Source organism: Rhodococcus sp. IC4_135 (assembly GCF_011602025.1).
Taxonomy (GTDB): Bacteria; Actinomycetota; Actinomycetes; order Mycobacteriales; family Mycobacteriaceae; genus Rhodococcus_F; species Rhodococcus_F baikonurensis.
Window position 1 is genome coordinate 185745 of sequence record NZ_JAAOLG010000003.1, and the last position, 24072, is coordinate 209816.

Here is a 24072-nt window from a genome sequence, read left to right on the forward strand (position 1 = left end):
CTCGGCTCCGGAAAGTTGCGATGGCCAGCTCGATCGGCACGACCATCGAGTTCTACGATTTCTTCATCTACGGCACGGCTGCCGCGCTCGTTTTCCCCACCATCTTCTTCTCCGGAATGTCGAGTTCGATCGCCACGTTGGCATCTTTCGCAACTTTTGCTGTTGCGTTCTTCGCACGGCCGGTCGGGGCAATCTTGTTCGGACACTTCGGTGACTTGATCGGCCGCAAGCGCACTCTCGTGTGGACCTTGTTGATCATGGGCATTGCCACCGTCGCAATCGGCTTGTTGCCGGGCAGCAACTCCGGGGTGTTCGGCCTGTTCCCCAACGGAATTGGCACCACAGCGCCTGTCCTCCTTGTCCTCCTGCGGTTTCTACAGGGCTTCGCAGTGGGCGGTGAATGGGCCGGCGCCGTATTGCTGACCGCAGAGTACGCCCCCAAGAACAAGCGCGGCCTCTACGCGATGTTCCCGCAGTTGGGGCCCGCATTCGCGTTTTTCCTTTCCAGCGGAACATTTCTCGTCTTCACAATTGCGGCCGGTACTGACAACAACGCCGACAGCGCATTCATGACCATCGGTTGGCGCATCCCGTTCCTCATGTCAGCTCTTCTCGTGGCGGTCGGACTCTGGATCCGCCTGTCTGTGGAAGAAACACCGGTGTTCAAGGAAGTGCAGCGTCGTGACGCAGTCACCGACGGGCGCAGTCGACTACCGTTTCTCGATGCGATTCGGTTCCAGTGGCGAGAGATCCTGATTGCCGGTGGTGCACTTGCCAGTCTGTTTTCGCTCTTCTACATGGGCACCGCATTTCTGACGAGTTACGCGACGAAGAATCTCGGTTTCTCTCGAATCACGGTCCTGACGATGGGAATGATCGCGGCTGTGATATTCGGACTCACGATTGCGTTGTCGGCAGCGTGGTCCGATCGAATCGGTCGACGCAAGGTCATCATGTTCTCGTGCAGTCTCGCAGTGGTGTGGTCGCTCGTGATGTTCCCACTCCTCGACACACAGAACATCGTGCTGTACGGCGTCAGCTTGATCGGCACGCTGGTGATCTTCGGAATCGCCTACGGGCCTGCAGGTGCCGCACTTCCTGAAATGTTTCACGAACGGTACCGATACACCGGCGCAGGACTGGGATACACCTTGGCCGGCGTCCTCGGCGGGGCGATTCCCCCGCTACTGGCATCGGTGTTCGTAGCCAATGGCGATGTCATGTACGTGGGAATCATGCTTGCCGGATTGTCGCTTCTCAGCGTGCTGTGCACGTACCTCATGGTCGAGACCAAAGGCCGACGGATCGTCCAAGGATCGCCGACCGAAGACCTTGCGGACCGCAGTGATGGCGCAACGAGCGACAGTGTAAATCTCTGAAATCTCCGATCAAGCCCTTGAGCAGGAAGTCCGTAAACCGCATGAACACAAGCAGTCCCGAGTCGAAGGTCCTATACGAGAAGCGAGGCGAGGTAGCGTACATAACTCTGAACCGTCCCGACGCCAAGAATGCAATTGATCTGGAGATGCACGAACGTCTGAGTCAGATTTGGGAGGATTTCCGCGACGACGACACCGTGCGAGTAGCGCTCCTTACCGGTAGCGGTGACGCGTTCTGTGTCGGAGCAGATCTCAAGACACATCTTCCTCTGTGGGTCGGCGCAGACGCTGATCTTCCCCGCCGGAAGGTCACCGACGGATTCGGCGGTATCACGCGAGGATTGCACCGCATCCGAAAACCGATCGTTGCTGCGGTAAATGGTTGGGCACTCGCCGGCGGATTCGAGATCGCACTTGCCTGCGATATTCGAATCGCTTCTGAGAATGCACAATTCGGCTCGTTCGAGGTCCGAAGAGGGCTCCACCCGATGGATGGGGGCATTGTCCGACTCGTCAATATGTGTGGACTGAGCACAGCAATGGATATCATCCTCACGGGCAACCCGTTCGATGCGGAACAGGCCCAGCGCTGGCAGTTGGTATCCCGGGTAGTCCCGCACGACGATTTGATCACGGAGGCGGAAGCTACCGTCGCGTCGATCCTACGAAATGACAGAGCAGCAGTGGAATCGGCCAAAGACACGGCGCTTGAAATCATAGGGCGACGCCTCGATGACGCACTTGCTGTCGAGGCACTGCTCGGGTACTCCGTTGTCGCGTCGAACCCTACTGTGAGACAGCGACTGGGCAAATTCTACGAACGTACCGATGAGGGGCGCGTGAGTGGAGATTGACTTCAGCAGATACCAACTTTCGAGAGTAGCCGATAATGTTTCGGCGCAGTAGGTTTCGAAACACGGCCACGCAGGTCGCGCTATCTTGCCCAACATTTTGTGCATCGTGTGCCTTTGAGTTCGAGAGTTCGAAGGCGCCGAGATTCAAGGAGTTTCCGTGTCCGAGATGAGCTACGCCAGTGGGCCCTCCGATCTGCCGTTGATCGGTTTGACCATTGGTGATCAACTGGAGAAGACCGCCGAACTTTTCCCTGAGAACGAGGCCCTCGTTGATGTTCAGTCGGGAAGACGGTGGACCTACCGACAACTTGACTCGGCCGTGTCAGCACTGGCAACGGGGCTGTTGCGGCTCGGAGTGGCGAAGGGTGACCGAGTCGGGATCTGGGCGCCCAACGTGCCCGAGTGGGTCCTGATCCAATACGCTGCAGCCAAAGTCGGGGCAATCTTGGTAAACATCAATCCTGCGTCGCGCGCGCAAGAACTCGCCTACGTGCTCTGCCAGGCCGAGATCACAGTGTTGGTATCGGTGAGTCGCTTCAAGAACTCGGACTACGTTGCGCTGATCGACGAGGTCCGTCCGGAAGCGCCATTCCTACGCGAAGTAATCCAGATCGGCACACCGGCTTGGGACAGCCTTGCCGGGACTCCCATCGACCACGTTGCTCTTTCCGGTCGGATGAAATCCCTGGACCGTGACGACCCGATCAACATCCAATACACCTCAGGCACCACCGGTTCACCGAAAGGCGCAACACTCACTCACCACAACATCCTCAACAACGGATTCCTCGTCACAGAGGGACAGGGCTTCACCTCCGACGAACGGTTGTGCGTGCAGGTGCCCTTCTACCACTGCTTCGGAATGGTGTTGGGGAATCTCGGTTCTTTGGTTCACGGTTCGTGTGTCGTAATCCCCTCCCCTTGGTTCGATCCCGCAGCCACCCTCGCCGCGATCCAAGCCGAGCGATGCACTGCCCTGTACGGCGTACCGACAATGTTCATCAGTCTGCTCGAGCACCCGGTCTTCACCCGCGCTGATCTGTCGAGCCTTCGCACCGGGACGATGGCCGGCGCACCGTGCCCTGTCGAGTACATGAAACGCGTTGTTGCAGAGATGAACATGGACCGAATAACCATCAGCTACGGCATGACCGAGACTTCACCCATCTCAACCCATACCCGCACAGATGCATCCCTCGAGCGGCGAACGTCCACCGTCGGCACACCGTTACCCCATGTCGAGGTGAAGATCGTAGATCCGGAGACGGGACTTACCGTTCCCCGTGGCACGACCGGAGAGCTCTGCACCCGCGGTTACCTGGTGATGCAAGGGTACTGGCGGGAACCGGAGAAGACTGCGGACGTCATCGACATTCATGGATGGATGCATAGCGGCGACCTCGCCACCATGGACAGCGAGGACTACGTCAATATCGTCGGGCGCTTGAAAGACATGGTGATCCGAGGCGGAGAGAAGCTCTATCCGCGAGAGATCGAAGAGTTCCTTTACTCACACCCCGGAATTGGCGACGTTCAGATCATCGGAGTTCCCGATCCGAAGTTCGGTGAAGAGTTGTGCGCCTGGATCCGCATGCGCGAAGGCCACCCGCCGTTGAATGCGCACTCTCTGCGCGAGTTCTGCACAGGGAAACTCGCGAACTACAAAATTCCTCGCTATGTGCACATTACAAGTGAGTTTCCGATGACGGCGACTGGAAAGATCCGCAAGATTGCAATGCGCGAGCAGAGCGTACGTGATTTTCAACTCGACGATTCGGTTGCCACTGCATAAGCAAATCTAACCGGGGCTAGGTCCCGATATGAACTGCACAGTCCCCAAACAGGAAGTCCCTCATGTCTATTGATGTCGATCGATTCGACCACATTGCCGTCATCACCATCAACCGCCCCAAGGCGCGGAACGCGCTCGATCCTGCTCACAACACGGCGCTCGGCGCCGCTGTGGCTGAGTTCGAAGCAGACCCGAATCTGTATGTCGCAGTGCTGACCGGAGCGGGGACCGTAGCGTTCTCCGCGGGAGCCGATCTCAAGACCTTGCTCCCTGAGTACCAATCGAAGGTACGTGCGGGCGAATCCCCGACATGGAATTTCGGTGGATTCACAACCATCGATCGAGCGAAACCCATCATCGCTGCCATCAACGGCCACGCACTGGCAGGTGGCTGCGAGATGGCGCTTGCCTGCGATATCCGCCTAGCGTCGCCGAATGCGACAATCGGACTGGCGGAAACGAAGTGGGCGATCATTCCGGGTGCCGGCGGTACGGTCCGCCTACCCAGAACAGTTCCGCTCGGGCTCGCGATGGAGATGATCCTCACCGGGGATCCGATCGATGCCGCAGAGGCGCTGCGAGTCGGCCTTGTCAATCGGATCGTGCCCATCGAGAAGTTGTTGTCCGTTGCAGTCGACATGGCCCAGGTGATCGCTTCACGAGGCCCTCTTGCGGTGAAGGCTGCTCGCGCTTCGATTCTGGAATCGAAGAGTCTGCCCGAGCGCGCCGCAATGGAGAACGAATTCAACCATTTCCTCAGTGTCGTTCGCACAGACGATGCAGCGGAAGGGTTCTCGGCGTTCAGTGAGAAGAGAAATCCTCAGTACCTGGGAAAGTGAAGAGAAGCGCGTCATGCAGCCCAGCGTCACTCATCCCAGCTCGCTTGCTGTTCAATCGTGACGTCGCGATAGATACACAGCTCGCGTTCCGCCACGTTCGAATCCTGAGAGGTCACATTCAGTTGCCGGGCAACACACATTGAGTATCGAGGCCGAGGACGTGGTTGAGCCGACCGAAGGCCAACCACGATCCGAGGCACATGCTCAACTCGACGATTTCTCGCTGGGAGTAGTGAGCTGTCATACGTTCCCAGAACTCGTCGTCGAGTCCGTGGTGGTCGAGAGCGTATCTCTCGGCGTATTCGGCAGCGAGGCGTGTCCTGTCGTCGAAGGCATCGGTGGTGCGCCAGTCCGTGACAGCCTGATCGAACGTCGATTCCACTGTCTCGCCGTCGCGCTCGGTGCGCCAGTCCTGACAGAAGATGCATCCGTTGATCTGAGCAATCCGAAGCCTGGCCGCCTCGAACTCGCGGAGTCCGAGAGTGCCGTCCGTGTAGACCTTTTGGGAGAAGCCGGCGGCCGCGGGCCCGATGCCTGGGACCATCTCGCCCCACACGTAGCCGATCGGATTCTTGCCTTCGGGTATGTCGATGTTCATGTGAGTACCTCCGAGTTTCGGGCACCGAGCTTGCCGACGCCGGGTGTGAGCGGAACGTCCAGCGCGTCGTAAAGACCGGGTTCAGCCTGACGAAGCCACGGAATTGCGTTGACGAGACGTCCTACAGCCGTGGCATTTCCGCCGGCTGCGCGGTTTCCACCTTCATCGGTGGCCTCGACGTTGATCTCGATACGTGGTCGTCCTTCGACGATCACCTTGTGCGCACCATCCCCACCGTCGGGCGGAAGCGGCCAATCGCGGGCACAGGACGGATGAATACGCGTGACGTGTTCGATCACGATCAAGGGTTCCCCGCCGACGATTCCCTGAACCTCGAATCGCAGTGCGCCCTGGGTGCCGGCCGCGAACTCCCCCATATGGTCGGTCGACACGGTTTCCTCGAGCGGGCGGCGCAGCAAGGTCTCGCGGATCTCGTCGAGTTCCACCCCGAGCGCCCGGGCGATGAGCCGAATCTGGCCGCCCCAGACCATGGTGGGCACACTCGGCGCGACCATGGGAGGTTCGTAGTCCATCGGCTGACCCATCCCGATCAGGTAGCGGACCGAATCCGGCTGTTCGTAGGTCGTGTAGTCGAAAATTTCCTGACACCGGATCTGGTCGATTGTCCCCGCGAGCCCGCTGACGAGAATCGGCAGGATGTCGTTGCCCCAGCCTGGGTCGATGCCGGAGACGAACAGAGCGCCGCCGCCTGCCTTGGCTGCAGCTTCGACGGGATCACGAAGCTCGGAGGGTGCAGATTTCGGGTCGTACAGCGCGTATACGGACGGCGTGACCACCACAGCTCCGGCGGCCAGCGCCCGCGTGATGTCTGCAACCGCGTCATCGGGCCGAATGTCACCGGAAGCCGCGTAGACCACCGCGCCCGGGGACCCTGCGAGCACGGCATCGGCATCATCGGTCGCCGCGACGCCCAGGTGCACTCCCAGATCGGCGAGATCACCGGCGTCTCGTCCGACCTTCGCCGGGTTGGCAACGATGACGCCGACGAGTTCGAGGGCAGGATTGGCTGTCACAGCGCGAATCGATGCACGCCCGACATTGCCCGTACCCCACACGACGGTCGGAATCTTGGACTCGGCTTCATTCGAAACTGCACCCATCAACCGGACATTACCCAGCTCAGCGCGTCAGGTCAGCAGAATTGCAAGAATTCGTTTCACTTCATCCGGCCAAGAATGCCATTGCCTGCGCAGTCAGTGCGCCGTCACCGCGTCTCCGGTAAGTCTCGGCGGGCCGGCCGTTACCCGGCCTACTCATCTCGCCGGTACTTTCGAGCGCGTCGAACACCTGCCGGCGGAAGCTGTCCTTCTGAAACGGACGATCGAAGATCACCTCGTACAGTCCCCGAAGTTCGGCGACGGTGAACGATCCTCCCGACAATCCGTCCGGATCCACGTACGACGCGTACCTCGTGCGGAGGTCCGTGACCGCGAGTCGCACCATGTCGGCGTGATCGAACGCGAGTCCGCTCACTGCTTCGTCGTCGTACACATCGACGAGAAGTGCCGAATCGGGCAGAGCCGATTCCGGTAGGCCCACGGTATGCGCGACCGACAGAACCCAACCGCGATCGTCGCGGTCAGGTCGGTCGAAGATCGCCAACTGGCGAAAGTCCGTCCGAGCCAAGTCTGCCTTGACCGACAATGCACGATCAGCTGCGGCCGTGAGCAACTCGCGTTCGTGGAGAAAAGTTCCCGGTAGCGCCAGCGAGCCCAGACGGTGCCGAACAACCAGAACCTTCAGGGATTCACCGCTGTACGTCAACACCGCGACGTCCACTGCCACGGACGGACGCGGGTAGTCCGATAATGCCCTGCCGCTCGTGTCTGTCCATTTATTCACCCTTGCATGTTATCTCAAACATGATCTATGGTTAGCGCAAAGTTGATCAAACGATCTCCGCGAACTTGAAAAGGTGGCTATGAAACTCACCGCACAGCAGTCCGATCGAGCGGCCGGCGTTCTGCTCGGCACCGCAGCAGGCGACGCACTCGGCGCCGGGTACGAATTCACCTATCCGAACACCGAGGTCACCATCGACATGATCGGCGGCGGTCCGTTCAACTGGGCGCTGGGAGAATGGACCGACGACACCTCGATGGCAGTTTCAATCGCCGAGGTGGCCGCGACAGGAATCGACATCGGCGGCTCTGATGGCCTCGATGCCATTGCAGCACAGTTCATCCGGTGGTACGACTCGAAGCCCGCAGACATCGGCAACCAGACGCGAGCGGTATTGTCTACCCGCTCCGAAAGCGCAGCCGTCATGGCGGATCGTGCGCGGGCGATCAGCGGCCGCAAGGCCGGCAACGGCTCGCTCATGCGCACCGCTCCCGTCGCCCTCGCCTACTTGGACGATGCAGAGCGAGCCAGTTCGGCCGCGCACCGGATCAGTTCACTCACGCATGACGACCCGCGCGCCGGACAGGCGTGCGAGTTGTGGACCCACGCCATCCGCCATGCCGTTGTCGCCGGCAACTTCGAGGGGGCTCGCGACTTCCTCTCCGTTGCCGATCAGGAGGTCGCCGAATACTGGGGCCCGCTGCTCGATCAGGCCGAAACCGGGAAACCTCAGGACTTCTCCAAGAACGGTTGGGTGGTGCATGCACTTCAAACCGCTTGGTGGGCCATCACTTCCACGGACAATGCCGATGCTCGCCACCTCCAGTACGCGCTGGAAGCAGCCGTGCGAGCCGGCGGGGACACCGACACGACTGCGGCCATCGCGGGTGGCCTCCTCGGCGCCCGTTGGGGAGCGTCGGCGGTTCCCGCCCGGTGGCGCCGGATCATGCACGGCTGGCCGGGATACCGTTCCTCCGATCTGGTTCGCCTGGCGATCAAGACTGCTCGCGGCGGCACCGACGACAAGAACGGTTGGCCGTCGACGGCAGAACTCGATTACTCGCGGTTCCGCGGAACCCACCACCTGACCACGCACCCGCACGACGACGGCGTCCTGCTCGGCGGCGTCGATGCGGTGTCCACTGCGGACTACGACGCTGTGGTCAGCCTGTGCCGCATGGGAACACGGCAGGTCTGCTTCGATCACGTCGAGTTCTGGTTGGTCGACGACGGTCCCGATTCCAACGCCAACCTCGAGTTCGTTCTCGACGACGCAGCGCGCACCGTCCAGGCGTTGCGGGCTGAAGGCAAGCGCGTACTCCTTCATTGCGTTCAGGCACACAGTCGCACACCGTCGGTTGCGGCGCGATACTCGATGTTGATCGGACGTGACCCCTACGACGTACGCTCGGCTATGCCGTGGGCTCGCCCCAAGCGTGAACTCTGGAACACGGCCCTCGGAAACACGGCCCTCGCGAACACGGCCGTTGGAAACACAGGAGGATCCATGCCCGCTATTACCGTCGTCGAAGGCGACATCACGACGCTGGCCGTCGACGCGATCGTCAACGCGGCCAACTCCAGGCTCCTCGGCGGCGGCGGTGTCGACGGCGCGATCCACCGCGCCGGCGGACCGGAGATCCTGAAGGCTTGCGAGGTATTGCGCAACACCAGCCTCCCCGACGGCCTGCCGGTGGGTGCGGCCGTAGCCACCACCGCGGGAAAACTCCACGCCAAGGCCGTGATTCACACCGTCGGCCCGAGGTATTCACGATCCGAGGACCGATCCGGATTGCTTCGGTCGGCGTACACGCGCAGTCTCGCCGTTGCAGACTCGATCGGCGCACGAACCGTCGCCTTTCCGTTGATCTCGGCAGGGGTCTACGGCTGGCCGAAGGAAGATGCGGTCCGACAGGCCGTTTCAGCGATTCGCGCGGCGAAGACCGAAGTCGAGACGGTCACACTGGTCGCATTCAACAAGGAGACGGCAGACCTGATGCGCCGCGCGATCGCTTGACCGTTTGCCGGGCCCACATCACACCACGTTGAAGCGCTGCAGACCGGGCTGGCGAGTGGAGAAATTTCACCGGTTGGACGTTTGTCCAACAATTTGTCCGATTCGCATATTTCGCGGCGCGCTCTGTGTTCTACTCCTCTCCAGGGTTTGAGCTGGTGGTGAGCAAACGACAAAGACGTATTCGCTTCTCTGTCAGCTCGAGGCCGGTTCCCGGACCCGGCTTCAAGCCGAGAGCTCGATTTTTTCGAGCGCTACTCAAGGAGAATGTGAATGGTGTCGACGTTGATGCGCCGAGGAGTGGGGGTGGCTGCGTCCTTGACCGGATGCGTTGCCCTGGTCGTCGGCGGAGCGGGAGTGTCATCCGCCGCTGATGTGAACCTTCCGTTCACGGCGTCGTGTCACGGGTGGCAGTTCCCCGGCCCGATCACACACGACGAGACACGCGATTCCGGCGTCACGATCAGTGCCCCGACCGTGGTTCCGCCGAACTCCACCTTCACCTACCGCCTTGCCCCCAAGCCGATGACGGTCCCCAAAGACGGCTACGACCTCAGGTCGGTCGTGAACTGGACGCGTCTCAAGTTCGATTTCGACATTCCTGCGGGCACAACCTTCGTGGGAGCGCAGATCGTGGCCGGGACCAGCTCGAATCTGGGTGGGGTCGCTCCCTCGGTCACTCGTGTGAACGATGCCGGTTCACCCGATCCGAATGGGACGCATCTTCGTATCTCGGGCAACAACATCACCGCGGGCAACGGACCGAATACCGACGACAACGGCGGCGGCGGAATCGAAGTCGGTGGAGGAAAGACGTTCCAGCTCCCGGCAGTCGACGTCACCGTCACGTCCGGGGCCGTCGGCACCCAGATCAAGCCCATGCTCCGCGTTTCCGATACCAACTCGGGTTCCTACGACAGTGCCGCCAACTACCTGACCTTCCTGCAACAAGAGACCCTGCTCGGCGGCGTGAAGTACTGGCTGACCACCAATTGCTCACCACGCGACAACCGTTCGGCCGGATTGAACGCTGGCGGCCAGCCACTCGCCGTGATCAATGTCGACTCCAGCCTCGCCCAGACACAGACGCGAATCGACGCACCCGGTAAGGCTGTCGTCGGCGACTCCGTCGAGTTGACGGCAACGGTCACTCCTTGGCCGTCGGGAGGAACGGTGCAGTTCCGTGACGGAGGAGTCGATCTCGGCGCTCCGGTGGCCGTCGTCAACGGCGTCGCGAAGGCTAACCGCACGATGACAACAGCGGGCGACCACAACATCACGGCGTACTACACGGGATCTGCAGGCTTCATGGAATCGATGTCGGGTGCCGTGACGATCAACGTCGTCGAACCGTCCGAGCCCGAGCCTGGCACCGGTAGCCTCGGCAGCCTTGGTACCCCCGGATTCGGGTCGTGAAAACTGTGAGCAGAAACCAGGATTCGTCGATGAACTCGAAACTGTTACGCAGCTCTGCGATTGCAACCGTCTCGGTACTGGCCGGCGGCTTGTTCTCCATCGTCGGCGGCGGAATCGCCTCTGCTGCCCCCGAGACCAAGAGCGTGGCCTTCACAACTGCATGCCATGTGCGCGAGATGGACGGTGCGGCAAGCCCGATCACGTTCAACGAGACACTCGGCTCGGGGGTCACCATCACCGCGCCGACCACCGCGGCACCGGGTGAGACCATCACCTACCGGGTGCAGCCGAACGAGATGAAAGCAAACAGCGGCGGCCATGCCAGCCGTGGAGTCGTGCATTGGGCCCGAATCAAGTACGACTTCGACATCCCGTCGGGCGTCGAATTCGTGAGTTCCCAGCTTGTGGCGGACAGTGCGTACGGCCTCGGATCCGACAGTGCCACTCCAACAGTCACACGGATCGACGACGGCGGTAATCCATCGGCATCCGGAACGCACCTGCGTATCTCCGGATCGAATCGGACCACCGGAAACGGTCCGTCCTCCGCGGTTCGATCGAGTGACGGCATCATCGTCGGCGCCAACACCAAGTTCCGACTCCCCGCAGTCGACGTCACGGTCAAAGCCGGCGCGGCCGGTAGCGAGATCAAGCCTTCGCTGAGGGTTTCCGATCCCGGCTCCGCCAACTACGACGACGACCGCAATGCGCTCACCTTCGTCCAGCGCGAAAAGGACGTCTTCGGCGTCAACTACTGGGAGCGCTACAACTGCTCCCCGAGGGACAACCGGAACTCCGGCCTCAACGCCGGCGGGCAGGCTCTGACGACGATCTACGTCAGCCAACCGACAACGACCACGATCCAGATGCCCGGCTCGATCCAAGCCAGCACTCCGACAGAGCTTGTCGCGAAGGTGGATCCGGCTCCGGTCACTGGAAACGTTCAGTTCAGGGTGGATGGCGCTGACGTCGGTTCACCTGTCACGCCTGGTGCCGACGGCACTGCCCGGCTACCGCATACCTTCTACACCGCCGGAACTGCGCGTGTCTCCGCGACCTTCCAGGGAGTCAACGGATTCCAGAGTTCCAACTCGACGGAGGCGATGGTCACGGTGACTGCCGCCCCTGTCGTCAAGCAGACCGACACTGCCGTGAACGTTCCTACCGATGCAAAGACGGGCGTATCGGTGTCGCTGAGGGCGCAGGTCACGCCGACACCCACCGGCGGCACTCTCCAGTTCAAGGACGGCGCTGCTGATATCGGTGCTCCGATCCCGGTGGGCGCTGACGGCAAGGCCACTCTCGAACATGCCTTCACCTCGGCAGGATCTCACGCAGTGTCGGCCTACTACTCCGGCGCAACAGGTTTCATGCCGTCGATGGCATCGGCCCAAACGGTCACCGTGTCCGATCCCGCGCCCTCCGATGTCACCACCTCGACCTCACTGGCAGCACCCGCGACGGCCAAGCAGAATGTCGCAACAGAGCTGACCGCGACGGTCGCTCCCAATCCGGGCGGAGGCTCGGTTCAGTTCTTCGACGGTGACCAACCCATCGGACAGCCCGTTGTCGTCGGAGTCGATGGTGTGGCGCGCCTGACCCACGCTTTCGCATCGACTGGTGATCATCGGATCACGGCGTCTTTCGCGGGGCGAAGTGGATTCACACAGTCCGCGTCCGACGAATCCGTCGTCAAGGTCTCTGCTGCGCCTGACGATGGCGGGAACGGCGGCTCGGGCAGCCTCGGTTCACTGAGCGGTCTCTTCGGTTCCTGATCGTATTTCGCTCGACACTGTTGCCGCTGCACCGATTCGGAGCAGCGGCAACAGCATGTCACGGCTGTAGTCATAGCACTGATTGATTTATCGATGGAGCACAGGTGTCCAGGAATTCTCTTTCTCGACGGTCCTTTCTCGCCGCCGGGGTCGGTGCGACTGCAGTCGCCGCCACTTCCCTTCTGCCCCCGTCCCTTCAGCGCGCACTGGCAACGCCCGCAAACTCCGGTGGGCTCGATTCGATCGAGCATGTTGTCCTTGTCATGCAGGAGAACCGATCTTTCGACCACTACTACGGCGCACTGAGGGGTGTTCGCGGGTTCGGGGATCCGAATGCGTTGCGACTACGCAGCGGCCACAGCGTCTTCGAACAACCCGGGCCTACCGGTCCTGTGCTCCCCTTCCCCATCCGCGACTCCGCTGCGGCACAACGCATGGACACCCAGAACGTCACCGGGCTGGATCACAGCTGGGCGGGCGGACATGCCGCACTCGCCGACGGCTGGCACGACGGCTGGGTAGCAGCAAAGACCGGCACGACGATGGCATACTACGACCGGCAAGACATCCCATTCCATTACGAACTGGCGGACGCGTTCACGATCTGCGATGCCTACCACTGCTCCGTGCCGACCTCGACGAGCCCGAACCGGAACTACTGGGTCTCGGGATACACCGGATACGAGCCACTTTCGCCCAATCCAACCGAGTCGATCCTGCCCTCGGATCCACCCGGCCCCGAGGGAAGAGCTGTCACCAACGCGGCCTACAACCCCTGGCACGCCGGCTACGGATGGAAGACGGTCCCCGAGCGGTTGCAGTCCGCCGGCATTTCCTGGAAGACCTACCAGGAGTGGGACAACTTCGGAGACAACAATCTCGAATACTTCACTGCCTTCAAGAAAGTGGCGGCAGGGCTGCTTGGCCGACCGAGCCTGCTCCCTTTCGAACTGCAGACCCTGGCCGGGTTCTATCTCGCCCTGCCCTCGATGCCGGCGCCGGTTCAGGATGCAGCGGTACTGGCCCTCGAGGATGCCGCAGATCAACTGTCGGCTGCTGATCGCCAACTCTACGATCGCGCGCTGTACCGATCCCGGCCCGGCACATTGGCCGCCGAGTTCAGGAAAGACGTCGAGTCGGGTCGACTGCCGCAAGTCAGCTATCTCGTTCCGTCCGAGGTGGATTCGGAGCATCCGTCGGGATCGTCACCCGCGGCGAGCGCAACACTGCTCTACCAAGTTCTCGACGCCGTCGCCTCCGATCCGGATCTGTGGGCCAAGACGGCCGTGATCGTCAACTTCGACGAGAACGACGGTTACTTCGACCATGTACCGCCGCCCCGACCGCCGCACTCGATCGAAACCGAATGGGTCGGCAATCAGCCGCTCGGTCTCGGCCCGCGGGTGCCGATGACGATCATCTCGCCGTGGACTGTCGGCGGTTTCGTTTGTTCCCAGGTTTTCGACCACACGTCCGTCACACAATTTCTGGAGAAGCGGTTCGGAATCACGCAACCGGAAATCGACCCGTGGCGACGCACGGTGAGTGGTGACCTGACGTCGGCGTTCGACTTCGCCAACCCGCGTAGCCGACCGACCGTGTCCCGTCCGCAACCCACCCCACCACTGGAACCGCGCTGGACGCCAACCCCACCCACCGAACAGAGAATGCCCCTGCAGGAGAGCGGTACTCGACCAGCGCGGGCACTTCCCTATCAGCCCGACGCTCACATGAGCGTAAACCCTGGCGCCGGCTCGTTGACGCTCCATCTGGCCAATACCGGTGCCGCATCCGCACACCTGGCCTTGTACCCGTATGCGCGAGAGTTCGACGAGCCGCGACATTACGACGTCGAGGGCGAGATCGACGACATCGTTGCGCTCAACGAACGCGTCTACAACCTGACCCTGTTGGGTCCCAACGGGTTCAGACGAGAGTTCGGCGGAGCGACCGACAGCGCGGCGGCCGCGCTCGACGTCTCCACCACCGTCGACGCAGGGTCGCGCACTCTCATGCTGTCCACGACAAATTCCGGAAGTCGTGCACTGTCGGTCAATGTGGACGGGGAACGACGGAAACTCGCTGCCGGGGCACGCGGTCGGTGGACGGTGATGTCGGTGGACGGTTGGTATCAGGCCACCGTGACAGTCGACGAAGATCCTGAATTCAAGCGCGTACTCGTCGGGCACATCGAAAACGGGCGGACCAGTGTCAGCCAACCGACGTGAATCAACAGCCAGCGATCGAGTCCAGACCCGAATTTCCAGTGGGACAAGTCAATCCATCCACACTTTTGTAGGAGGCTATCCGTGCGTCGCATCCCGCTCTCGGCACTGATCATCGCAGGCTCGCTGGTACTGGGCAGCGGCATTGCCGCCGCCGAAGGTAGCCTGCCCATGCCCGGCAGTGCCGGTGGCACGGACGTGCCGCCGTCATATCTGACCGACGACGCCGGCCGCTCTCTGATCCTGCGAGGGTTCAACACGGCGTCGAGCGCAAAAAGCGCTCCGGACGGCATGCCGAAGTTCACCGAAGCCGACCTCGAGCGCGAACACGCGGACATGGGAACAAATTTCGTGCGGTTCCTGATCTCCTGGCGATCGGTGGAACCCGAACCGGGACAGTACGACCAGGAATATCTCGACCGCGTCGAAGACCGGGTCAGCTGGTACGCCGACCGCGGCTACAAGGTCATGCTCGACATGCATCAGGACGTCTACTCCGGCGCGATCACTCCCGAGGGCAACAGTGGAAACGGCGCCGGCAACATCGGCAACGGCGCACCGGCCTGGGCGACCTACATGGACGGCCTTCCGGTCAGCCCTCAAGACCGGTGGGAGCTGTACTACATCCAACCCGGTGTGATGCGTGCATTCGACAACTTCTGGAACACCACGGGCCAACACCCCGAACTGGTCGAGCACTACGCGAATGCCTGGCGGGCGGTGGCCGAACGTTTCGCAGGCAATGACACCGTCGTGGCCTACGACCTGATGAACGAGCCGTGGGGCGGTTCCCTGCAGGGCCCCGCATTCGAAGGTGGACCACTCGCCGCCCTGTATCAGCGAACCACCAACGCCATCAGGGAAGTTGATCAGGACAGCTGGGTATGTGTGGCTCCGCAGGCGGTCGGCGTCAACCAAGGTGTCCCCAGCGGGCTCACCAAGATCAACGATCCACGTGCCGGCGAGCAGCGCATCGCCTACTGCCCGCACCTGTATCCGCTGCCCCTCGACCTCGGTGACGGATACTCGGGCCTCTCACGCACTCTCACCGACGCGACCATCGACACCTGGCGCGACAGCGTCGAACACATAGCCGGAAACGTACTCGGCGGCGCTCCGATCATTCTCGGCGAATTCGGGCTCGACACAACACTGCCCGGCGCAGGCGACTACATCGACCGCGTCTACACGACCGCCCGAGAACTCGGCGCGGGCGTGTCCTACTGGTCGAGCGATCCCGGGCCCTGGGGTCCGTATCTCCCCGACGGAACACAGACGATCCTCGTCGACACCCTGAACAAGCCGTATCCCCGCGCCGTCGCGGGCACACCCACCGAATGGTCCTCGACCGTTGACCGTCTCCAGCTGACCTTCGCCCCGGACCCCGCGGTGACGGCACCGACCGAGATCTATCTACCTGAGAGCGGCTTTCCCGGCGGCGTCGACGTCGCGGGTGCCGACATAGTGAACTGGGATCCCCAAAGCCGCCTCCTCACAGTGGAAACCGCGGACGACACGGGTCCCGTCACAGTCACGGTCACTCCGGCTGCCTGATCTCGAGAGTCGAAGTTCCTGGATATCCGTCCCGTTCTTTCGTAACGTACACACGACGGGTGATCAGCCGACGGAAGGCGAGTATGTCCACGGAGAAGATGTCTGTCCAAGATCGTGTTGCGCGGGTGGTTCTCGATGTCGTCGGCGCCTTACCGACCGGCGCGCAGCGCATTCTCGGTGGCAGGCCTAAGGAGGTCGACGGGCAGACTCTGCACCCCGAGATCCAGCTTGCGCTGCGATTGCTCTCGGCAGTGGAAGGTACGAGCTTCGAGAATCTTCCGGTCGAAGAGGGACGCGCTCAGATCGACGCCGAATCACGGCTGTTCGGCGGTACACCGATCGACATCGAGACGGTTCGTGACCTCGAGATCCCGTGCGGGGATCACGCAATTCCCGCACGGCTGTATCGCCCGGCCGGAGTCTCCACGCCCGCTACACTTTTGGTGTACTTCCTCGGCGGCGGGTTCGTCCTCGGCAGCCTCGAAAGCGGCGACAGTGTGTGCCGCTTCCTGGCCCGACACGGCGAAATCAGCGTGTTGTCGGTGGACTACCGGCTTGCGCCCGAGTTCCCGTTCCCGGCCGGGGTCGACGACGCCGTCGCCGCCTTTCGGTACTGCGTCGAACATGCCGCAGAACTGGGCGCGGATCCGAGATCCATTGCGGTGGGCGGAGACAGCGCCGGCGGGAACCTGGCTGCCGTCGTCGCGCAGTCCACGACCGAAGACGCCGTCAAGCCCGTCTTCCAACTGCTCTTCTTTCCCTGGGTCGACCTCTCGTCGAAGCGTCCGTCGCACAAATTGTTCGGCACCGACTTCTTTCTCACCGACGCCCAACTCGATTGGTATGCAGCCCATTACCTGTCGGGCGGCGCTTCGGCTCTCGACCCGCGAGTCTCGCCGCTGCTCACTCCGGACCTGGCCGGACTGCCGCCCGCGTACGTTGCGGTAGCCGGTTTCGACCCACTACGCGACGAGGGCGAGGCGTATGCGAACCGGCTGCGAGAGGCCGGAGTCCCGGTCGCGCTGAGGCGTCACAGCGGATTGATCCATGCCTTCGTCAACACCACCGGCGTCGGCCATACCGGGCAAGACGCGATGTTCGAGGCCTGCGGCGCTCTACGGGTGGGACTCTCGGGCCCGCACTGACGGCAGATCAGGAAACGGGGAGAGCCAGATCCGCCCACTCGACCATCGCTTCGAGCACGGAGCGCAGTTCCATCCCCGTCGCAGTGAGTTCGTACTCCACTCGCGGCGGCACCTCGGCGTAGGCAGTCCGGGTCACCAGGTCGAACTCCTCGAACCGTTTGAGCCTGGCCGACAGTGTCCTTGGACTGATGCCGGGCAATGCGCGTCGTAGTTCCGTGAAGCGCATGGGGCCGTGCGTGAGCTCACGAACGATCAGTGTCGCCCAAGGTCCGTCCAGGACCAGCAGGAAGCGCGCGACGCCACACTCCGGAAGCACGTGACCTGATTCACTCATCGATTCCCCATTAGTTCACTTGAAGTAACTGGTTCCCGATCTGAACTATAGGCGTCATGACTTACACAGTGCATGGCGCCACCGGCGCACAGGGTTCCCCCGTTCTCGCGGGATTGGTCGCGGCTCTCGCCGGATCGACAGGCGCGGAGGTCCGGGCAATCACCCGTAACCCCGACCAGACGTTCGAGGGTGCGAACACCGTCGTCGCGGACAATGCGTCAGTCGACGCTCTCGCCGACGCTTATCGCGGGGCGGACGGGGTGTTCTTTCACCTGCCACTCGCCGGCGACACCGAGACGCTTGCGGGTTACGCCCACAACGTTCTGGCAGCAGCGAGAGTGGCACGTCCTTCACGCTTCGTGATCTCTACCAGCGGCACGGTCATCGGCGACACCACTTCGCCGCTTGGCGGTCCCAACGCCCCCGTTCTCTCCGAGCTCGTCGACGGACTTCGCGCCGAAGGCATCGCGGTGACCGTCCTGACCCCACGCTTGTTCCTCGAGAATCTACTTCTGCCCACCGTTCTGTCGGGGGTGAAAGACGATGGCGTCCTGCGTTACCCACTGCGTGCCGATCTCGCGGTCGCATGGAGTTCACATCTCGACGTCGCTGATGCAGCCGTCGCGGCCTTGACTCTCGACGGGGCACCGGACGCGGTCGACATCGGACAGATTCCGGCGATCACCGGCACCGAATTGGCCGAGGCATTCGCTCAACACTTCTCGCGCGCAGTAACTTTCGAAGCCGTGACACCCGACGCCTTCGGTGCGTCGATTGCACCGATCATCGGAGCGGGCGCAGCGGCCGGGGTTTCTCAGCTCTACACGGGGCTTGAGTCCGCCGACAACGTCGCGTTCGACTCGGCGACGGGTTCTGCTGCCACCTTGGGTATCACTGCCCGCAGCACCCGGGCCTGGCTGGCAGATCTCGGGGTGAACTGACCGGAACAACGCAAACGGCCGGCTCCGCGAAGCATCGCGTGGAGCCGGCCGTTTTCCGGGGTCACCGGTGCGTGCGGGTCTTCAACTGGCGGTTCAGCTGCCGACTCCCGAAGTCCAGACCGGCACCGTCACTGGTGGCCAGCACGGTGAGTCCAGCGGCGACCAGCAACGAAATAAGCACAACGCTCATGGTGAGTCACCTTTCTTCCTGTCGTGAAACGGTTTTGCGCCTCCGGGAAATGTCGACATATCCGGCACCCCACTTCAGCTGACCTCAAAGTATCTGTAACTATGGGTTACGCGCAATGTGTGGTCCCTCACCTGAAAGCGCAGGGTGATGCGCAGATCACGCTGCGCTCGTTGGCGGATTTACCCGGCCAGAACCATGTTCACGAACTCGTCGGCGAGTGCATGACGGTCCGCATCGCTGCGAGGAACCGCATCGGGCGCACTGTGCACCAGTTGCATCTGCCCCAGGTACATCGAATACGCAAGTACGCCACGATATTCTGCCTTCTGCCCGTCCATACCCAGATCGATCAACAACGTCACGATGTAGGCGACTCGACGCTCGGTGACACGTCGAACCACCGCAGAAACCAAAGGATGGTCGATCCCGGCAAGCAGTTCCAATTCCGCACGGCGTCCTGCCAGTCCGGTCGTGACCGCCTCGACCAGGCGACGCAATCTGACCTCCGCCGGTTCACCGGACGACTCGACGGACGAGATCAGACGCTCGGTTGCCAGGACCTCCCATCGATCGAGAGCAGCCTGCAGTAATTCGTCGCGGCTCGCAAAGTGCCAATAGAAGGAACCCTTGGTCGATCCGAGCGTGCGCGCCACCTTTTCCACGGCTACTGCATCAGGCCCATGGCTGGTCAGAGCCTGGAAAGCTGCATCGATCCACTGGTCGCGAGAGAGTCGGGCACGGGCATTCGTCACCTCCGTACGGTACCGTATGGGTAGGTTCCATACGGCACCGTACGGAGGACGAAATGACACTCGCTTTCAAGGCCATGCCTGCACCGGACTGGGCAGAAGCCACCACGATCACCATCCCGTCTGTTCCGACCCATACCTCCGAGGAGTGGGCGCAGGCAGTCTTCGACGTCAAGAATGTCCCCGCGCCAGTCCTCGCGATGTTCTGGCTCAGGGAGCGGGTAGTCGGACTGCTCGGCATCGCCCAGGGACGCCCAGACACCTTTGCCGTCGACAAGATCGCCGACGGCGAGGCCCTCATCGAAGCGGACGAGAAACACCTACGATTCGTCGCCTCGGTTCAGGCCGACAACGACGCCGGTCTCCTGCACGTCGTCACTGCAGTGGAGCTGAAGAACCGCGCAGGCCGAATCTACTTCGCACCCGTTCAGGTACTGCACGGCGTGATCACGCGGGCAATGATGACGTCCGCACGAAAGAGACTGTGCACGTGATCAACCGTCCGGACCGCCCTTGAGTTCCAGACTGATCTGATCGGCATCCAGCGCGGCAAGTGCCGATCCGAGCATCCGGGCGTCAAAGAGCCCGTCGTCCCGCGCGTCGAGGAGCGCTTGACGCTGCGCGTCGATCACGTCGAGCTGGGTCTTCTTCTTCGACTGCCCTTCCGGTGGAACGAAACCCGCAGAAGCATCCTCGAGGAGAGCGAGCAATCGTCGATGTTCGTCGAGTTCGGAACTGGTGAGGTCCTGGTCTGCCGGGCCGACCGCTGCGACGACGCGCTTCAACGTCCCGCCCTGCAGTATCAATGAGCCCGCAGCCACCAGGAACGCAACCAAGATCAGGAGTGAGCGGCTCGGGGTGTCTTCCGGAAGAGTCTGCGCGGCAGCCAGAGTGACCGCTCCGCGCATACCAGCCCAGATGACGATCGTGCCTTCACGCCATCCCAGAGGCGCGGCAAGGTAGTAGTCGATATCGGCAACCGTCCGCCGAACCCGAATCTTGAACCGTTCCATCTGATTCGCCGAAGGCTCCCGACGCCTACTGCGGCGTCGTTCGTCCGGTGGGTAGTCCTCGGGATTGTCGAGGCGATTCGCGATGTCGGAGAGTCTGGGCTTCATGCGTTCTCGAAACTTCGCCCGTGCTTGGAGTGCTCGCAGGAGCGGGGCCACGTACAGGGCCCGCACCAAGATCGTGAGGAACAGTGCACCCGCCGCCACGAATACCGCCGTGTATATGCCCTCGTGGTCGACCCGGACGTCGTCGACTATCGACGAGAGTTCGAGGCCCATCACCAGGAAGATCGCACCTTCGAGGACCAGTTCGACTGTGCGCCAGTTCTGGGAGTCCGACAACCGATGACTCGGCGACAGCTTCCGGGGAGCGTCGTAGCCGGTGACGAGCCCGGCCACGACGGCAGCGACCAACCCTGACGCACCCAACTCTTCGGCAGGGATCGCCGCCAGAAACGGCACCGTGAACGAGATAACCGTGTTGACCGTCGAGTCGGTGACACGGGCGCGAACCATCAGGTTGACCTTGCCGACGACCACACCGATGACCGCTGCCACGACCACGGCAAAAGCGAACTTGCCCAACACACTCCACAGCGACACCGACGCGGCCGCCCCGGCGATGGCAGTACGCAGCAGAACCAGAGCGGTGGCGTCGTTGAGCAGGCTTTCGCCTTCGAGGATCGACACCACCCGCGGCGAGACCGGGAGTTTCTTGACGATGGACGTAGCGACGGCGTCCGTCGGGCTCACGATCGCGCCGAGTGCAATACCCCACCAGATGCCGAGTCCTGGTATCACCCAAGAGAAAAACGCACCGAGAACAAGCGCACTCACCACCACGAGCAGAACGGAGAGTCCACCGATAGCACCGAACTCACGCCGAAACTCCATCGACGGCATCGAGACCGAGGCGGAGTAGAGCAGCGGCGGAAGCACGCCTGCCAGAATCCATTCCGGATCGATGTCCACCGCGGGGACAAAAGGTAAGAGGCTGACAACGATCCCGGCCATCACCAGAATCAGCGGTGCTGCGACTCCGATCCGTGCTCCGAGCGTCGAGGCCGCGACGATACCGAGCAGACCGAGCACCACGATGATCAGAGCATCCACTGCTTCCCCCCACACCCCGGATTTTGTGTCTCGCTCTTTCTACACCTGCGCCGGCGCCGGGGGCGAGACTTGCCAGGCGACGGCGATCAGAACAACCGTGAATGCCGATGCAGGCCACAGAGCGTGAAGACCGATCCCCCGATGAACCAACGCACCGATTACTGCTCCGGCGATCAATCCCGCGCACATCCCGAAGTGTTGCAGCCACGCCCACTTCGGGCCGCCCAGGAAGGCTCCGGTCAGACGCTGGCCCATCTTGACCAGCGCACCGGTCATGTACGTGACGCCGATCGTCACCTCGCCGTCGCGCTGGAACACCGAGTTGACGGCTCCCATTGCCAAAGCCATTGCCGAGATCGCGCCGGGGGTGACGTCGAGGCTGCTCATTACCGAACCGATGGCAAGCAGCCCGGCCACAACCGCGAGCACCGTGACCTTGCGAGCCCGGACGGAATAGCGCTCCGTGAAGTGGGTGACGACGGTTCCCAGCGCGATTCCCAGGAGGAAGAGCACGATGATCCCGCCGGCCACCCGCGCGGTCGACCACACCCCGTCGGCAAACGCGACGCTCGCCTGCGTCATGTTGCCGCTCATGAACGAGACGAAAGGCCCTCCGAGCGTGATGAATCCGAGCGCGTCGACGTAACCGGCCAGCCCGGCGAGCGCTGTCGCCAGGCCGATCAGCGACCTGCTGTATCCCGTCACCCGACGAGCTCGGTTCAGCTCAGCTTGCTGGTGCGCAACTCGTGACCCTTGGACGTCTTGCAGCGGCCGGTCTCGAGATCCCACTGCCAGCCGTGCAGATCGCAGGTGAGGTTGGTGCCGTCGACGACACCGAACTTCGACAGGTCGGCCTTGAGGTGGGGGCAACGACGCTGAATCTCGTACCCGCCCAACTCGATCGACGCGCTGTCGTCGTGGGCCTCGGCGAACCAACCGTCGGCGTAGGCGATGCGTTCGTCGGTGAGGCACTTGAAGAACGTGTAGAGGAACTCGTTGTAGCCACCGATGCGCCACGCCGTGAACCGCGTCGACAAGAAGATGGTGTTGACCCAGTCGGGCTCGTCGTCACGCAGAACAGTGCGAACCAGTTCGGGAGCGATGCGGAAGCCGTAGCGGTACTTGCCTTCTCCTTCGATGGGCTCGCGAACGATCCGCTTCGGGAAGTCGAGGACGACGGTCTCCTCCCCCATCACGAGTCCGACGGGGTAGCCGATTCCGTCGCAGATGAGGTCGGACTGAGCCATGATCGGCTCGAACTTGGCCTTGAGACCGTCGAGCAGCGGCTCGCCTTCGGCCGGAGCCCACGTGGCCTTCTGCGCGGCGATGACCGGCGCCATCTTCTGCGCCATCTTCTCGATGTATTCGGCCTTGTTCGAGAAGATCTTGTCGACGTCCGCGTCCGGGATGGGATGCGTCAGGGCGACCTTCTCGCTTCCCCGAAGTTCGACGGCCGAGCCGGGGATCATCAGCAGACCACGATCGTTGCCGTTGATGCGCATCTGCTCGAGGAACGTGATCTGGTCGGGGAAGATGTTTCCCTCGTCACCGTGATCGTCGTTGAGGTAGCGCAGGTCGTCGTCGAGGAAGACCGGAGGGCCGGCCGACGGGACAACCCAGGCAGCGTCGACCTGGGAGATGTAGTTGCGGCAGCGGTCCATGCCGCGCTGACGCTTCTGCTTGCCGAAGTTGCGCTTGGTGCCCTTCGGGATGTCGTAGACCATCGGGTACCAGATCGCGCCCGAGTACTGCAGCAGATGGATGTCGACCTTCCCGAAGGCGTCGGTCAACGGGTCGAGGTCGACGGGCCTGGCGTCGTTCATGTTGAAACAGGTGGTTTCCCCGTCCGAGACGACGAGGCCCGAGTCACCGATCGGACCGTCCGCGGGAGCGCGTAGAGCGATGATCATGATGTCGAGGTCGCCCTTGGGGCCACTGACCGTGTGCTTGACGGAATCCTCGGTCTCGAAGAACTTGTGGAAGCCGAGCTTCTCGAGCTCACGCTTGAGGTCCGGCACCGGGTAATCGGGGAGCAGGACGGTCGCGTCCTTGTTGACGTGCGCGATCAGATTCTTCGGATCGAAGTGGTCCTTGTGCAGGTGCGAGACGTAGAGGTAATCGCAGTTGCCGAGCGCGTCCCAGTCCAATTCGGTGTTGTCGGGGAACGGCACCCAGGACGCGAAATACGTCGGGGTCACCCATGGATCACACAGGATGGATCCGGCCTCGGTCTGGATGTGAAATCCTGCGTGGCCGACGCTGGTGATCTGCATTGCAACCT

Annotated in this window: 21 protein-coding genes and 1 pseudogene; 13 read left to right on the forward strand and 9 right to left on the reverse strand. The window is 62.2% G+C overall.

All coding sequences use genetic code 11. The features are described from left to right. Window positions 1-20: 20 nt before the first annotated feature. The 4 genes from G8767_RS08960 to G8767_RS08975 all read left to right on the forward strand — a co-directional run bounded on the left by G8767_RS08960 (window position 21) and on the right by G8767_RS08975 (window position 4864). A complete protein-coding gene (locus G8767_RS08960; protein WP_166810080.1) occupies window positions 21-1379 on the forward strand; it encodes an MFS transporter in 1359 nt (452 codons plus the stop codon). Between the two features lie 41 nt (window positions 1380-1420). Next, window positions 1421-2233 carry an enoyl-CoA hydratase/isomerase family protein gene (locus tag G8767_RS08965; RefSeq protein ID WP_166809912.1) on the forward strand — a complete coding sequence of 271 codons (813 nt, stop codon included), beginning with the start codon at window positions 1421-1423 and terminating at the stop codon, window positions 2231-2233. A 166-nt stretch (window positions 2234-2399) separates the two neighbouring features. Beyond that, entirely contained in the window at window positions 2400-4025 is a 1626-nt protein-coding gene (locus G8767_RS08970; protein ID WP_206029158.1) for an AMP-binding protein, read from the forward strand. Window positions 4026-4087: 62 nt separating this feature from the next. After that, entirely contained in the window at window positions 4088-4864 is a 777-nt protein-coding gene (locus G8767_RS08975; RefSeq protein WP_166809913.1) for an enoyl-CoA hydratase-related protein, read from the forward strand. Window positions 4865-4982: 118 nt separating this feature from the next. On the opposite strand, the gene G8767_RS08980 is transcribed toward G8767_RS08975, so the two are convergent. The 3 genes from G8767_RS08980 to G8767_RS08990 all read right to left on the reverse strand — a co-directional run bounded on the left by G8767_RS08980 (window position 4983) and on the right by G8767_RS08990 (window position 7325). After that, window positions 4983-5462: a carboxymuconolactone decarboxylase family protein gene (locus G8767_RS08980; protein WP_019745891.1), complete on the reverse strand. Its 480-nt coding sequence runs from the start codon at window positions 5460-5462 to the stop codon at window positions 4983-4985. Next, window positions 5459-6583 carry a dihydrodipicolinate reductase gene (locus G8767_RS08985; RefSeq protein ID WP_166809914.1) on the reverse strand — a complete coding sequence of 375 codons (1125 nt, stop codon included), beginning with the start codon at window positions 6581-6583 and terminating at the stop codon, window positions 5459-5461. The genes G8767_RS08980 and G8767_RS08985 overlap by 4 nt, the downstream gene beginning before the upstream one ends. Before the next feature lie 61 nt (window positions 6584-6644). Further along, window positions 6645-7325 (reverse strand): NUDIX hydrolase, encoded by a 681-nt coding sequence (locus tag G8767_RS08990; protein WP_166809915.1) that lies wholly within the window; start codon window positions 7323-7325, stop codon window positions 6645-6647. A 79-nt stretch (window positions 7326-7404) separates the two neighbouring features. On the opposite strand from G8767_RS08990, the pseudogene G8767_RS35720 reads away from it, so the two are divergent. From G8767_RS35720 to G8767_RS09020, 7 genes and pseudogenes are all read left to right on the forward strand, one after another. After that, window positions 7405-8247 (forward strand): annotated as a pseudogene (locus G8767_RS35720) (ADP-ribosylglycohydrolase family protein); the annotation flags it as partial. A gap of 585 nt (window positions 8248-8832) precedes the next feature. Further along, on the forward strand, window positions 8833-9342 hold the full coding sequence (locus G8767_RS35725; protein ID WP_240952087.1) for an O-acetyl-ADP-ribose deacetylase: 510 nt from the start codon (window positions 8833-8835) through the stop codon (window positions 9340-9342). Window positions 9343-9612: 270 nt separating this feature from the next. Next, window positions 9613-10755: an Ig-like domain-containing protein gene (locus G8767_RS09000; protein WP_166809917.1), complete on the forward strand. Its 1143-nt coding sequence runs from the start codon at window positions 9613-9615 to the stop codon at window positions 10753-10755. Window positions 10756-10784: 29 nt separating this feature from the next. Beyond that, the gene (locus tag G8767_RS09005; RefSeq protein WP_206029127.1) at window positions 10785-12530 is read left to right on the forward strand and encodes an Ig-like domain-containing protein; all 1746 of its coding nucleotides are present in this window, start codon (window positions 10785-10787) and stop codon (window positions 12528-12530) included. A gap of 104 nt (window positions 12531-12634) precedes the next feature. Further along, window positions 12635-14758, forward strand: coding sequence for a phospholipase C, phosphocholine-specific (locus G8767_RS09010; protein WP_095972274.1), 2124 nt, complete (start codon window positions 12635-12637; stop codon window positions 14756-14758). Between the two features lie 81 nt (window positions 14759-14839). Further along, entirely contained in the window at window positions 14840-16309 is a 1470-nt protein-coding gene (locus tag G8767_RS09015) for a cellulase family glycosylhydrolase (RefSeq protein ID WP_124567162.1), read from the forward strand. Between the two features lie 83 nt (window positions 16310-16392). Beyond that, window positions 16393-17454 (forward strand): alpha/beta hydrolase, encoded by a 1062-nt coding sequence (locus G8767_RS09020; protein WP_166809919.1) that lies wholly within the window; start codon window positions 16393-16395, stop codon window positions 17452-17454. Window positions 17455-17461: 7 nt separating this feature from the next. Here G8767_RS09020 and G8767_RS09025 read toward each other — a convergent pair whose 3' ends face one another. After that, a complete protein-coding gene (locus G8767_RS09025) occupies window positions 17462-17788 on the reverse strand; it encodes a helix-turn-helix domain-containing protein (protein ID WP_019745900.1) in 327 nt (108 codons plus the stop codon). Between the two features lie 56 nt (window positions 17789-17844). On the opposite strand from G8767_RS09025, the gene G8767_RS09030 reads away from it, so the two are divergent. Continuing rightward, window positions 17845-18729, forward strand: a complete 885-nt coding sequence (locus tag G8767_RS09030) for an NAD(P)H-binding protein (protein WP_095972271.1) — start codon at window positions 17845-17847, stop codon at window positions 18727-18729. A gap of 61 nt (window positions 18730-18790) precedes the next feature. On the opposite strand, the gene G8767_RS36290 is transcribed toward G8767_RS09030, so the two are convergent. Together G8767_RS36290 and G8767_RS09035 are read right to left on the reverse strand one after the other, a co-directional pair. After that, window positions 18791-18919 carry a hypothetical protein gene (locus tag G8767_RS36290; RefSeq protein ID WP_003943237.1) on the reverse strand — a complete coding sequence of 43 codons (129 nt, stop codon included), beginning with the start codon at window positions 18917-18919 and terminating at the stop codon, window positions 18791-18793. A 179-nt stretch (window positions 18920-19098) separates the two neighbouring features. Beyond that, window positions 19099-19671 carry a TetR/AcrR family transcriptional regulator gene (locus G8767_RS09035; RefSeq protein ID WP_095972270.1) on the reverse strand — a complete coding sequence of 191 codons (573 nt, stop codon included), beginning with the start codon at window positions 19669-19671 and terminating at the stop codon, window positions 19099-19101. A 53-nt stretch (window positions 19672-19724) separates the two neighbouring features. Between G8767_RS09035 and G8767_RS09040 the strand changes: the two genes are divergently transcribed. Beyond that, entirely contained in the window at window positions 19725-20162 is a 438-nt protein-coding gene (locus tag G8767_RS09040; RefSeq protein ID WP_124567164.1) for a DUF2867 domain-containing protein, read from the forward strand. On the opposite strand, the gene G8767_RS09045 is transcribed toward G8767_RS09040, so the two are convergent. Genes G8767_RS09045 through G8767_RS09055 form a run of 3 tightly spaced genes read right to left on the reverse strand, consistent with a single transcriptional unit; the run spans window position 20163 to window position 24064 of the window. After that, on the reverse strand, window positions 20163-21791 hold the full coding sequence (locus G8767_RS09045) for a sodium:proton antiporter (protein WP_124567165.1): 1629 nt from the start codon (window positions 21789-21791) through the stop codon (window positions 20163-20165). It abuts the gene before it with no gap. Between the two features lie 39 nt (window positions 21792-21830). After that, entirely contained in the window at window positions 21831-22496 is a 666-nt protein-coding gene (locus tag G8767_RS09050; RefSeq protein ID WP_166809920.1) for a YoaK family protein, read from the reverse strand. Between the two features lie 14 nt (window positions 22497-22510). Further along, window positions 22511-24064 (reverse strand): MBL fold metallo-hydrolase, encoded by a 1554-nt coding sequence (locus G8767_RS09055; protein ID WP_124567167.1) that lies wholly within the window; start codon window positions 24062-24064, stop codon window positions 22511-22513. Window positions 24065-24072 lie beyond the last annotated feature (8 nt).